Annotated in this window: 11 protein-coding genes; 7 read left to right on the top strand and 4 right to left on the bottom strand. The window is 71.5% G+C overall.

Going from position 1 to position 11,980, the window contains the following annotated elements:
- Positions 1–154: 154 nt before the first annotated feature.
- The 3 genes from ACZ7LU_RS03795 to ACZ7LU_RS03785 all read right to left on the bottom strand — a co-directional run bounded on the left by ACZ7LU_RS03795 (position 155) and on the right by ACZ7LU_RS03785 (position 2,540).
- Entirely contained in the window at positions 155–598 is a 444-nt protein-coding gene (locus tag ACZ7LU_RS03795) for an SRPBCC family protein (RefSeq protein WP_398299850.1), read from the bottom strand.
- A 97-nt stretch (positions 599–695) separates the two neighbouring features.
- Complete coding sequence (locus ACZ7LU_RS03790) at positions 696–1,955, bottom strand: SLC13 family permease (RefSeq protein WP_471915577.1); 1,260 nt, start codon at positions 1,953–1,955, stop codon at positions 696–698.
- Between the two features lie 48 nt (positions 1,956–2,003).
- Positions 2,004–2,540 (bottom strand): GNAT family N-acetyltransferase, encoded by a 537-nt coding sequence (locus ACZ7LU_RS03785; protein ID WP_471915576.1) that lies wholly within the window; start codon positions 2,538–2,540, stop codon positions 2,004–2,006.
- A 247-nt stretch (positions 2,541–2,787) separates the two neighbouring features.
- Here ACZ7LU_RS03785 and ACZ7LU_RS03780 point away from each other — a divergent pair, with 247 nt between their 5' ends.
- The 4 genes from ACZ7LU_RS03780 to ACZ7LU_RS03765 all read left to right on the top strand — a co-directional run bounded on the left by ACZ7LU_RS03780 (position 2,788) and on the right by ACZ7LU_RS03765 (position 6,514).
- Complete coding sequence (locus ACZ7LU_RS03780) at positions 2,788–3,828, top strand: Rv2578c family radical SAM protein (protein WP_471915575.1); 1,041 nt, start codon at positions 2,788–2,790, stop codon at positions 3,826–3,828.
- Positions 3,829–3,947: 119 nt separating this feature from the next.
- The gene (locus ACZ7LU_RS03775; RefSeq protein ID WP_471915574.1) at positions 3,948–5,546 is read left to right on the top strand and encodes an alpha/beta hydrolase; all 1,599 of its coding nucleotides are present in this window, start codon (positions 3,948–3,950) and stop codon (positions 5,544–5,546) included.
- Positions 5,543–5,941 carry a RidA family protein gene (locus tag ACZ7LU_RS03770; RefSeq protein ID WP_468086514.1) on the top strand — a complete coding sequence of 133 codons (399 nt, stop codon included), beginning with the start codon at positions 5,543–5,545 and terminating at the stop codon, positions 5,939–5,941. The genes ACZ7LU_RS03775 and ACZ7LU_RS03770 overlap by 4 nt, the downstream gene beginning before the upstream one ends.
- 9 nt (positions 5,942–5,950) lie before the next feature.
- Positions 5,951–6,514, top strand: a complete 564-nt coding sequence (locus ACZ7LU_RS03765; RefSeq protein ID WP_471915573.1) for a GNAT family N-acetyltransferase — start codon at positions 5,951–5,953, stop codon at positions 6,512–6,514.
- 39 nt (positions 6,515–6,553) lie between these two features.
- On the opposite strand, the gene ACZ7LU_RS03760 is transcribed toward ACZ7LU_RS03765, so the two are convergent.
- Positions 6,554–7,123 (bottom strand): adenylosuccinate lyase, encoded by a 570-nt coding sequence (locus ACZ7LU_RS03760; RefSeq protein ID WP_398299862.1) that lies wholly within the window; start codon positions 7,121–7,123, stop codon positions 6,554–6,556.
- A gap of 352 nt (positions 7,124–7,475) precedes the next feature.
- Between ACZ7LU_RS03760 and ACZ7LU_RS03755 the strand changes: the two genes are divergently transcribed.
- From ACZ7LU_RS03755 to ccrA, 3 genes are all read left to right on the top strand, one after another.
- Positions 7,476–9,257 (top strand): 3-hydroxyacyl-CoA dehydrogenase family protein, encoded by a 1,782-nt coding sequence (locus tag ACZ7LU_RS03755; protein WP_471915572.1) that lies wholly within the window; start codon positions 7,476–7,478, stop codon positions 9,255–9,257.
- Between the two features lie 115 nt (positions 9,258–9,372).
- Positions 9,373–10,197 (top strand): TetR family transcriptional regulator, encoded by an 825-nt coding sequence (locus ACZ7LU_RS03750; RefSeq protein WP_398299865.1) that lies wholly within the window; start codon positions 9,373–9,375, stop codon positions 10,195–10,197.
- 392 nt (positions 10,198–10,589) lie between these two features.
- The gene (gene ccrA, locus ACZ7LU_RS03745; RefSeq protein WP_471915571.1) at positions 10,590–11,951 is read left to right on the top strand and encodes a crotonyl-CoA carboxylase/reductase; all 1,362 of its coding nucleotides are present in this window, start codon (positions 10,590–10,592) and stop codon (positions 11,949–11,951) included.
- Positions 11,952–11,980: the final 29 nt, after the last annotated feature.

Genomic DNA, 11,980 nt, shown 5'->3' with positions numbered 1-11,980 from the left:
CGACAACTGCGAGCAAGCGCGACGAGTCGCCCTCGCGTGGGGCCCGGCGGACGTAAGCGCCGGTCGGAGCCCTACGGCGTACAACGGAGCCGAGCGGAAAACCACTCGAAACGGTGAGCGTAACGACAACCCTGATGGGCTACACGGGAGTTGACTACTTCTCGACCTCGGTGGCGAGGTTGGCGAGCACGGCGTCGTAGATCCGGCCGAGGCCCTTGGGGGCGAAGGTCTTCTCGAAGAAGCCGCCGATGCCGCCCGCACCGTTCCACACGGTGGAGACGACCACGCGGGACTTGCCCTCGCCCGCCGGAGTCACCGTCCAGGTCGTGACCATCGAGGAGTTGCGGTCCTTCTCGACCAGTTCGCCGTCGGTCGGCTCGCTGACCTCCAGGAGGCAGTCGCGGATCCGCTTGCTGGTGGCCTGCAGCTTCCAGTGGACGAGGGTGCCCTCGCCGTCGCCGCCCTCGCGCACCTCGTACTCGCTGAAGTGCTCCGAAAGGAGCTTCTGCCGCGTGCCGCTGTAGTCGGCCAGCGCGTCGAAGACGTCGTCCGGCTTTGCCGTGATGATCCGCTCCGTGACCGCCTCGACCTGCGCCATTGCACTTCCTCCAGCACTTGTTTCTCGGGGGACTTCGCGGAAAGCCAACCACCCTGGCCACCGGCCCCCCAAATCGGGGCCCCCGTGGAGGGCGCGCTCAGCCCGGCAGGAGCCGCAGCGAGAGCCACAGGGCGAGGGTCGAAAGGGCCAGGGCGGCGGGGGTGGTGAGCAGCCCGAGGCGGGTGAACCGGCCGAGGCTGACGTCGTGTTCGTGCTGGTGGGCGATGCGGCGCCAGAGGAGGGTGGCGAGGGATCCGGCGTAGGTGAGGTTGGGTCCGACGTTCACGCCGATGAGCACGGCGAGGACGGCGCCGGGCCCGGCCGGCGCGGCGAGCGGGACCAGGGCGAGGACGGCCGGCAGGTTGTTGATCAGGTTGGCGAGCAGCGCGGCGACGGCGGCGGTGCCGAGCAGCGCGGGCAGCGAGGTGCCGTCGGGGACGACCCGTCCGAGGGCGTCGCCGAGTCCGTTGTCGACGACGGCTCTGACGACGACGCCGAGGGCCAGGACGAAGGCCAGGAACGGCAGCTGGACGGAGCGCAGGATCGCGACCGGTGTCGTACGACGGCGTGTGAGGGCCCGCACGCCGAGGACGGCCGCCCCGGCCGCCGCCGACCAGGCGGGGTCGACGCCGGCGCCCGAGGCCACGGCGAACCCGGCGAGCGTGGCCGCGACGGTCACCAGGGCGAACCGCGGCATCCGGGGCGGCTCCGTGACGTCGGTGCCTTCGACGGGGGCGTCGAGGTCGGCGGCGAAGAACCGCCGGAAGACGGCGTACTCGACCGCGATGGCGACCAGCCAGGGCAACGTCATGAGCAGGGCGAACCGCGTGAAGCTCAGGCCCGTCGCGGTGAAGGCGAGGAGGTTCGTCAGGTTCGAGACGGGCAGCAGGAGGGACGCCGTGTTGGACAGGTGGGCGCTGGCGTAGACGTGCGGCGCGGGGCGGGCGCCCATGCGGGCCGCGGTGGCGAAGACGACCGGGGTCAGCAGGACCACGGTGGCGTCCAGGCTCAGGGTCGCGGTGATCACGGAGGCGAGCCCGAAGACGGCGGCGAGCAGTGTGCGGGGCCGGCCGGCGGCCCGGCGCGCCATCCAGGTGCCGCAGGCGTGGAAGAGCCCTTCGTCGGCGCAGAGCTTGGCGAGCACGAGGACGCCCGCGAGGAAGCCGATCACGGGGCCGAGCCGTGCGGCCTCGTCCCGCACGTCGTCGAGCGGGATCGCCCCGGCCGCGACGACGACGCCGGCGGCGGGCACGGCGAAGGCGGCTTCGGGCCAGCGGAAGGGGCGGACGACGGCGCAGACAAGGACCACGGCCAGGGCGGCGACGGACAGGGACTCGACGAGCATGTCTTCGATCATGCATCGCACGCGGTCCTCTTCGGTCGCCGCCCCGGCGGGGTCGGGCTCCTACCGCTTGCCGCCGGCTGGCTCGGGCGCGGTGGCGCTGAAGCGGGCCACCGTCCCGTCGTCGCTCCAGCGGCGCAGCCCGGCCTTCTCCAGGACGCGGACGGAGGCCGGGTTGGACAGGTCGACGTCGGCGTGGACCGTGGTGACCTCCGGCAGGGCCAGGGCGGCCGTCACGAGGGCGCGGGCGGCCTCGGGGGCGTAACCGCGCCCGCGCCGGGAGGGCACCACGCCGTACCCGAGCTCGACGGAGCCCTCGGTGGGCGGCCAGAGCAGGCTGATGGAGCCGACGACGGCACCGCTCGTGCGTTCGACGATCAGCCGGTGGCCGTACGCGCCAGGCGCGCCGGACGGGCCGGTCTGCTCGGCGACGAAGCCCGCGATGACGCGGTCGCCGTCGGCGGGGAAGTCCGCCGCCCAGTGGGCGAGCCGCTCGTCGCGGACGACGGCGGCGATCTCGTCGGCGGACCAGTCCCGCAGGACGAGGCGCTCGGTGATCAGGTCGGTACCGGCGAGGGAGAGAACAGGAAGAGAAGACACGCGACACTCCAGGTCGTTCGGACAAGGGCATGCTGATGAGGCGTCCGGCGGGCCATATTCATCAACCTCCCTCGTCCCACTGCGGTCGCACGTGTCGCGCGTGACATGACCCTACCAAGCACGCCTCCGGAGGGATCGGCAACAGAGACCGGCCGAAGAGACCGCGATGTTCGCTCGCAGATGTTCTGCTCGCACGATCAAGGGAACAAGTGTTCTATTGTGTGGCCAGTGCTACCGAGGAGGCGTCATGCGCTGGGAGAACCTTTCCGACGGGCCGCGCCGGGGCACCGCGGATGCCGCGCTGTTCGGCGCGGACGCGGTGACCACGCGAACCTTCAACAGCCCCGAATTCGCCGGAATCACCTTCCACGAGATCCGGGCCCGGTCGATCGTGAACAGGGTGCCGGGTGCGTCCCGCATGCCGTTCGAATGGACGGTCAATCCTTATCGGGGGTGCACGCACGCGTGCGTCTACTGTTTCGCGCGCAAGACACACAGCTACCTCGACCTGGACACCGGCCTCGGGTTCGACAGCCAGATCGTCGTCAAGGTCAACGCCGCCGAGCTGCTGCGGCGCCAGCTCGCCTCGCCGCGCTGGCACGGCGACCACATCGCCATGGGCACGAACGTGGACTGCTACCAGCGCGCGGAGGGCCGCTACCGCCTGATGCCGGGGATCATCGAGGCGCTGCGCGACCGCGGCAACCCCTTCTCGATCCTCACGAAGGGCACCCTGATCCTGCGCGACCTCGACCTGCTACGGCAGGCCGCCGCGGTGACGGAGGTCGGGATCTCCGTGTCCGTGGGCTTCACCGACCAAGAGCTGTGGCGCACCGTCGAGCCGGGCACGCCCGCTCCGGAGCGGCGCCTCGACGTCGTCCGCACGCTGACCGGGCACGGCATCGGCTGCGGAGTCCTGATGGCGCCCGTCATCCCCTTCCTGGGGGACCACCCCGACCAGCTGCGTGCCACCGTGCGGGCCATCGCCGCGTCGGGCGCGACGTCCGTGACGCCTCTGGTGCTGCATCTGCGGCCGGGGGCGCGCGAATGGTTCATGGCGTGGCTCGGGCGGCACCACCCGCATCTGGTGCGGCGGTACGAGCGGTTGTACGCGGAGGGCGCCTACGCCCCGAAGTGGTACCAGCGCCGCATCACCCGTCACGTGCACGAGCTGGCCGAGGAGTTCGGCATCGGCCCCACGCGCGCGGGCGCCCCGCGGCGCATCCGGCTCCCCGAGGGACCCGAGCCCGAGCCCGCGGCGGGGCCCACTCAGCTCACCCTGCTGTGAGCCCCGTGCCCCTTTCGGGTTGCTTCTCGGCAGGGCGGCTCCGGCCGCGACGGCTTTCCGGGAAGATGCGCCGAGGGTCACGGCCTGCGGGGCCCTGAGTCGCCGCCCCGGGAGGCCGGATGAAGAAGCGTGCCGTCGTACTCGGTTCAGTCGCCGCCTCAGTGGCGGTGGCCGGAATGGTCATCGCGGTCCCGCCCGCGTCGGGCGCCCCGACCGGCCCCGGCACCCCGTACGCCGCCCAGCACCGGCAGCACGTCCGCCAGCACGCCCCTCTCTCGTGGAAGCCGTGTGACATCAAGGAGCACCCGACGCTCCAGTGCGCGTCGTTGCAGGTCCCGCTCGACCACCGGCGGCCGGACGGCCGGCAGATCACCCTCGCCCTGTCCCGCGTCCCGCACACCGCGAAGACCTCCCAGGGGCCCCTCCTGGTGAATCCCGGCGGTCCTGGCGGCAGCGGACTGACCATGGCGGCGTTCGTCGCCGAGGCGCTGCCCGACGAGGTGGCCGCCCAGTACGACGTCATCGGCTTCGACCCGCGCGGCGTCGGCCGGAGCAGGCCCGCGCTGAACTGCCGCCCCGGGCACTTCTCCCCCGTGCGGCCCGCCGCCGTCCCGGCCACGCCCGGACTGGAGCGGGCCAATCTCCGGCGGGCGGAGGCGTTCGCGCGGGCGTGCGCTTCGAAGTACGCGGACATCCTGCCCTTCATCGACTCGGTGAGCACGGTCCAGGACATGGACGCCATCCGCGCGGCCCTCGGCGCGGAGCACATCAACTTCTTCGGTTACTCGTACGGCAGCTATCTGGGCGCGCTCTACGGAAAGCTCCATCCGCACCGGGTGCGCCGCATGGCGCTCGACTCCCTCGTCGACCCGACGGGCGTCTGGTACGGCAACAACCTCCGCCAGGACCTCGCCTTCGACGCCCGCCACAAGGCGCTCATGGCCTGGATCGCCCGGCACGACGCGACGTACGGCCTCGGCAAGGACCCCGAGAAGGTCGAGACCGCGTGGCACGCGATGCGGGACGCGGTCGCCGTGCGGCCCGCGGGCAAGAAGGTGGGCGCCGCCGAGCTGGAGGACACCTTCATCCCCGGCGGCTACTTCAACGGCTACTGGCCCCGCCTCGCGACGGCGTTCGCGGCGTACGTGAACGACGCGGACGCCGCACCGCTCGTCGCGGCGTACGAGGGCATCGGCGCGGTCGACGCCGCGGGCGACAACAGCTACAGCGTCTACGCGGCCGTGCAGTGCCGGGACGCTCCGTGGCCGCGCGACTGGCGGACGTGGCGCGCCGACAACGCGCGGGTGCACGCGAAGGCACCGTTCTCCACCTGGAACAACGCCTGGTACAACGCGCCGTGCGCGTTCTGGCCGACGCCTCACCTGACCCCGCCGGACGTCGCCGGCTCCGCGCTGCCGCCCGTGCTGCTGTTCCAGGCGACCGACGACCCCGCCACCCCGTACGACGGCGCCGTCAGCCTGCACCGCAAGCTGCGCGGTTCCCGCCTGGTGGTCGAGCGGGGCGGCGGCAACCACGGCGTCACCCTGCGCGGAAACCCCTGCCTGGACCGGCACTTGGCCGCCTACCTGACGACCGGGGAGGTACCGGCCGGCGGCGGCGAGGCCGACGCGGAGTGCGAGGCGCCGCCCGAGCCGAAGCCGCGGAGCACCACCGCGCGCAGGGCGTTGTCACACCCATGGTCCACGATGGGGTCATGAGCCGACTGACCCACATCAGCGCCCCCGAGGGCGTCGCCCCCGCCACCGCGTACACCCACGTCGTCATGGGATCCGGCCGCTTCGTGGCGATATCCGGCCAGTTGCCCCTGGACGAGGACGGCAAGCCGGTCGGCGAGGGCGACGCGGCGGCGCAGGCCCGGCAGGTCTTCGAGAACCTGCGGCGTTGCCTCGCGGCCGCGGGCGCGACCTTCGACGACGTCGTGAAGCTGACGTATTTCGTGACGGACATGGCGCACATGCCCGCCGTGCGCTCCGCGCGGGACGCGTTCCTCGACCCCGAGCGCCTCCCCGCGTCCTCGGCGGTGCAGGTGGTGTCGCTGGTCCGCCCCGAGTTCCTGATGGAGATAGAGGCGTTCGCGGTGGTGCCGGAGTAGGTGGCGGCCGTGGCGATACGAGACGTGGACATGCGGATACGAGACGTGGCCGTGCGGATACGGGAGATGGGCGAGGCCGACTGCGCCGCCGTCGCCGAACTCCGCGTCCGCGGCTGGCAGAAGGCGTACGCCGGACTGATGCCCCAGCCGCACCTGGACGCGCTCAGCGTCGAGGAGAGTGCGGCGCAGCTCCGCGAGCGGCTGCTGGCGCGGGGCGAGGCGGGCTCGGGCTCGGTGGACCTGGTCGCCGTGCGCGCCGGGCGGATCGTCGGCTGGGCCTGCTTCGGTCCGGCCCGCGACGACGATCTCCCGCCGGGAGAGAGCGAGTTGTACGCGCTGTACGCGCACCCCGAGCAGTACTCCACGGGTGTGGGCCGCGCGCTGCTCCTGGAGTGCCTGGCTCGCTGTACCGCGGCCGGTCACGGCCGGATGCGCCTCTGGGTCCTGGAGGCCAACACCCGCGCCCGCCGTTTCTACGAACGCGCCGGGTTCACACCCGACGGCGCCCGCGACCCCCAGGAGATGGACGGCATGCCCGTGCCGGAGATCCGCTACAGCCGCCCTCTTCCCTGAGAGCCCGTCTTCGAGGCCGCACACCGGCCACCCGCGTCCTCACTCCGGCAGCCGCGCCAGTGCCGCCGAGGCCGCCGCCGCGAGGCGGGGGTGGGCGCGGGCGGCCATCAGGACCGGTCTGGCCCGCGCGTCGCCGAGCGCCCCGAGTCCTTCCACGCACGCGAGGGCGATCTTGCCGTACGGATCGTGCGGCGCGAGTCTGCGCTGCAGCGTGGTGATCAGCGCGGGCGCCGACTCCGGGGCGCGCAGCTCCGTGAGGAGGCGTACGGGGTACAGGGCGTACGCGACGCGGAGTTCGTTGGTCGCGAGGGCGGCCGCCGCGCGTGCCGTGCGCGGGTCGCCGAGGCGGGCCAGGGCGTGGGCCGCGGCGGCGCACCGCGGCGGGTCCCGGTGGTTGAGGAGGAGGACGAGCGACTCGAAGGCCCTGCGGTCCCCGGCGACGCCGAGCCTGACCGCCACCAACTCCCTGGCCCACAGGGGCTGCCCCGGGGCGACGAGTGCCTCGGCGAGTTCGTCGAGGTCGTCCGTGGCGACCAGCCTCTCGTACTCCTTCGAACCACCCGCCTCGGCCCGTAAGCGTTCCGTCACTGTCCGCAACTCCTCATCCATGGTCGCGAGCCTAAGCCTTACCCAGCGGTCGCGATGTAGATCACAGACATCGGAGAACATCGCGGGCTGGCGCGCTCGTTACTCGCCGGTTAGTCTCATGTGAGCGGGGCACACTCCTCGTAGCAGTTCCTTTCCTCGCCGTGGCCTGGTGACGCAGCCAAGGCGAGTGCAAGTCGGTTCGGTACTTCACGTACCTCAGTACGACGCGGCTCCGGGACAGAGCCGGTCGGCTTCTCTCACCGGGCGTGCCCTTCGCGCGCCGCCCGGACACGCCACGCACCACTCCCCGCTCGCCGTGCGCTCGCCGCACCCGCGCGCCCCTCAGTCGTCACTCTCTTCCTGGAGTCCACGCATGGACGCTCCCTTGAACACCGTCGCCGTCATCGGTCTCGGCACGATGGGCACCGGCATCACCGAGGTCCTGGCCCGGGCGGGCCGCGAGGTCATCGGCATCGACATCAGCCAGGCGGCGGCCACCCGGGCCGTCGAGTCGCTGCAGGCCTCGACCGCGCGCGCCGTGCACCGGGGACGCCTCACCGAGGAGGAGCGTCGCGGCGTCCTCACCCGCTTCCGCACCTTCACCGACCTGCGGGCCGCCGCCGACGCCGACCTGGTCATCGAGGTCGTCCCGGAGTCGTACGAGATCAAGCAGCAGGTCTTCCGCGAGCTGGACGCCGTCGTGCGTCCCGAGACGATCGTCGCGACCGGCACGAACGCGCTGTCCGTGACCCGTCTCGCCGCCGAATCGGCGCGTCCCGAGCGGGTGTTGGGCCTGCACTTCTTCAACCCGGCGCCCGCGATGAAGCTGGTCGAGGTCGTCTCGTCCGTGCTGACCTCGCCCGCCGCCGTCACCGCGGTCACCGATCTTGCGCACGCCCTCGGCAAGGAGCCCGTCGCGGTCGGCGACCGGCCCGGGTTCGTCGCCGACGGGCTGCTCTTCGGCTACCTCAACCAGGCCGCCGCGATGTACGAGGCGAAGTACGCCTCCCGCGAGGACATCGACGCCGCGATGCGGCTCGGCTGCGGCCTGCCGATGGGTCCGCTCGCGCTGCTCGACCTGATCGGCGTGGACACCGCCCGCACGGTCCTCGACGCCATGTACGCCGAGTCGCAGGACCGGCTGCACGCCCCCGCGCCGATCCTGAAGCAGCTCAGCGAGGCGGGGCTGACCGGGCGCAAGGCGGGCCGCGGCTTCTACACGTACGCCGAGCCCGGCAGCGACGAGGTGGTGGACGACGCGCTGACCCCGGCGGCGGGCGAGGAGATCGCGCGGGGACGCACGGTCCGCTCGGTCGGTGTCGCCGGCTCGGGGACGATGGCGTCCGGTATCGCGGAGGTCTTCGCCAAGGCCGGCTTCGACGTGGTGCTCGCCGCGCGCACGGACGAGAAGGCCGAGACCGCCAAGGCCCGGATCGGCAAGTCCCTCTCGCGCTCCGTCGACAAGGGCAGGATGACGGCCGAGGCCGCCGCGCAGGCGCTGGAGCGGATCACGCCCGCCGGGTCGTACGAGGCGTTCGCCGACGTCGATCTGGCGCTGGAGGCCGTCGCCGAGGACCTGGACATCAAGCGGCAGCTCTTCGCGACGCTCGACAAGGTGTGCAAGCCGGGCGCGATCCTGGCCACCACGACGTCGTCGCTGCCGGTCGTCGCCTGCGCCCGTGCCACGTCGCGGCCGCGCGACGTGATCGGCATGCACTTCTTCAACCCGGCGCCGGCGATGAAGCTGGTCGAGGTGGTCCGCACGGTGGTGACCGCGGACGACGTGCACGCCACGGTCCGCGAGGTCTGCACGAAGATCCGCAAGCACCCGGTGGACTGCGGCGACCGCGCCGGTTTCATCGTGAACGCGCTGCTGTTCCCGTACCTCAACAACGCGATCAAGATGGTCGAGCAGCACTACGCCTCGCTGGACGACATCGACGCGGCGATGAAGCTCGGCGGCGGCTACCCCATGGGCCCCTTCGAGCTCCTGGACGTCGTCGGCCTGGACGTCTCGCTGGCCATCGAGAAGGTCCTGCACCGTGAATTCCGCGACCCGGGCCTGGCCCCGGCGCCGCTGCTCGAACACCTGGTGGCCGCGGGCTGCCTCGGCCGCAAGACGGGCCGTGGCTTCCGCGAACATGCCCGGCGCTGAGCCGGCGGAGGGTCGTCCGGGCGAACGGACGGACTGGGGCGGGCTGCTCGAACCCTCGGGCAGCCCTCTCCCCCAGAAGCACAGCCCCGTCCCTCAGGAGCACCGCGGCGCGCATATGCAGTACGTTCGTGGCATGTCCAAGGCCGCCAAGTCCTCACGCAACACCAGCCCCGACGCCCCCGAGAGCGCCGCGGGCAACCGTGCCGCCGCCCAGCGGCTCAAGATGCGCAGGGAGCTGGCGGCCGCGGCCATGGAGCTCTTCGCGTCCAAGGGGTACGAGGCGACGACGGTCGACGAGATCGCCGCCGCCGCGGGCGTCGCCCGCCGGACGTTCTTCCGGCACTTCCGCTCCAAGGAAGAGGCGATCTTCCCGGACCACGACGACACCCTGATCCGCGCGGAGGCCGTGCTCAACGCGGCACCGCCGCATGAGCACCCGCTGGACACGGTGTGCCGGGGCATCAAGGAAGTCATGAAGATGTACGCGGCGTCGCCCGCGGTCTCCGTGGAGCGCTACCGCCTCACCCGTGAGGTCCCCACGCTCCGGGAGCGCGAGATCGCCTCGGTGGCCCGTTACGAACGGCTGTTCACGCGCTATCTCCTCGGCCACTTCGACGAGCACGCGCACCACGACGGCAACGACGACCCGCTGCTCGCCGAGGTCGCCGCCTCCGCGGTGGTCACCGCCCACAACCACGTCCTCCGGCGCTGGCTGCGGGCCGGCGGTCAGGGCGACGTGGAGACCCAGCTGGACCACGCCTTCGCGATCGTCCGCCGCACCTTCGGCACGGGGATCGGCGCGGGCCGCGACACCCTGCCCGCCGCGGGCCCGGCGACGGTGTCCGCACAGGGTGAGGTCCTCGTCACGGTGGCCCGCACGGACGCGCCGCTGGACGAGGTCATGCGCACCATCGAGAAGGCGCTGCGCGAGCGTTCATAGGCACCGTTTGAGCTATTTCGTCCTTGGGTTTTGAGGGGGCGCTACCGGTCGGTAGCGCCCCCTCAGTCATGCCGCCACCCCCTCTGACCTGCACTGATCGATCATCGGTCAAAAACTTCTGGCACCCAGTGTCTTGCCGACTGGCACGCGGTGCCATACGTTGATGTTGTCCGGGCGGCCGGCGTGCAGAGATCATCCGTACGTCGGCTGTCCCCTCAGGCCTCGGTCTGTGCGCCCGGACGCCTGCGTCACAGGCACCTCCCACGCCCCACCAGGGCGTCGCCGAGCAGCACCCTTCGCCGAACCGACGGCACACCTCCACCGCAACTTCAGCACCCGACGCAACCCTCAAGAGCGTTCCCCTCAGACGCTTCTTCGCCGGAGGCAAAACCGTGAAGGAAATCCTGGACGCGATTCAGGCCCAGACCGCGACCGCGAGCGGCACCGCCGCGGTCACGTCCGCCGACTTCGCCGCTCTCCCCCTGCCCGACTCGTACCGCGCGATCACCGTGCACAAGGACGAGACGGAGATGTTCGCGGGCCTCGAATCCCGTGACAAGGACCCCCGCAAGTCGCTCCACCTGGACGACGTGCCGATCCCCGAACTCGGCCCCGGTGAGGCCCTGGTGGCCGTCATGGCCTCCTCGGTCAACTACAACTCCGTGTGGACCTCGATCTTCGAGCCCGTCTCCACCTTCAGCTTCCTGGAGCGGTACGGCCGGCTCAGCGAGCTGAGCAAGCGCCACGACCTGCCGTACCACATCATCGGCTCCGACCTGGCGGGCGTCGTGCTGCGCACCGGACCCGGCGTGAACGCCTGGAACCCGGGCGACGAGGTCGTCGCGCACTGCCTCAGCGTCGAGCTGGAGTCCTCCGACGGCCACAACGACACGATGCTCGACCCCGAGCAGCGCATCTGGGGCTTCGAGACCAACTTCGGCGGCCTCGCCGAGATCGCGCTCGTCAAGTCCAACCAGCTCATGCCCAAGCCGGACCACCTGAGCTGGGAGGAGGCCGCCTCGCCCGGCCTGGTGAACTCCACCGCGTACCGCCAGCTGGTGTCCCGCAACGGCGCCGGCATGAAGCAGGGCGACAACGTCCTGATCTGGGGCGCGAGCGGCGGACTCGGGTCGTACGCCACGCAGTTCGCGCTCGCCGGCGGCGCCAACCCCATCTGTGTCGTCTCCAGCCCCCAGAAGGCGGAGATCTGCCGCGCGATGGGCGCCGAGGCGATCATCGACCGCAACGCCGAGGGCTACAAGTTCTGGAAGGACGAGCAGACCCAGGACCCCAAGGAGTGGAAGCGCTTCGGCAAGCGGATCCGCGAGCTCACCGGCGGCGAGGACATCGACATCGTCTTCGAGCACCCCGGCCGCGAGACCTTCGGCGCCTCGGTCTACGTCACGCGCAAGGGCGGCACCATCACCACCTGCGCCTCGACCTCGGGCTACATGCACGAGTACGACAACCGCTACCTGTGGATGTCCCTGAAGCGCATCATCGGCTCGCACTTCGCCAACTACCGCGAGGCGTGGGAGGCCAACCGCCTGATCGCCAAGGGCAAGATCCACCCGACGCTCTCCAAGACGTACCGCCTGGAGGACACCGGCCAGGCCGCCTACGACGTCCACCGCAACCTCCACCAGGGCAAGGTCGGCGTCCTCGCCCTCGCGCCCGAGGAGGGCCTGGGCGTGCGCGACCCGGAGAAGCGGGCTCAGCACATCGACGCGATCAACCGTTTCCGCAACGTCTGAACGCACTGATCTGAACGCACTGAGGAGCA

The organism is Streptomyces sp. NPDC039462 (genome assembly GCF_055639375.1).
This window is presented reverse-complemented; position numbering and strand designations above follow the sequence as displayed.

Bases quoted from the DNA above. Each gene is read 5' to 3' on its own strand.
- ACZ7LU_RS03790 (WP_471915577.1), bottom strand. From the start codon at position 1,955: ATGATCGAAGACATGCTCGTCGAGTCCCTGTCCGTCGCCGCCCTGGCC.
- ACZ7LU_RS03780 (WP_471915575.1), top strand. From the start codon at position 2,788: ATGCGCTGGGAGAACCTTTCCGACGGGCCGCGCCGGGGCACCGCGGAT.
- ACZ7LU_RS03795 (WP_398299850.1), bottom strand. From the start codon at position 598: ATGGCGCAGGTCGAGGCGGTCACGGAGCGGATCATCACGGCAAAGCCG.
- ACZ7LU_RS03755 (WP_471915572.1), top strand. From the start codon at position 7,476: ATGGACGCTCCCTTGAACACCGTCGCCGTCATCGGTCTCGGCACGATG.
- ACZ7LU_RS03775 (WP_471915574.1), top strand. From the start codon at position 3,948: ATGAAGAAGCGTGCCGTCGTACTCGGTTCAGTCGCCGCCTCAGTGGCG.
- ACZ7LU_RS03750 (WP_398299865.1), top strand. From the start codon at position 9,373: ATGCAGTACGTTCGTGGCATGTCCAAGGCCGCCAAGTCCTCACGCAAC.
- ACZ7LU_RS03770 (WP_468086514.1), top strand. From the start codon at position 5,543: ATGAGCCGACTGACCCACATCAGCGCCCCCGAGGGCGTCGCCCCCGCC.
- ACZ7LU_RS03760 (WP_398299862.1), bottom strand. From the start codon at position 7,123: ATGGATGAGGAGTTGCGGACAGTGACGGAACGCTTACGGGCCGAGGCG.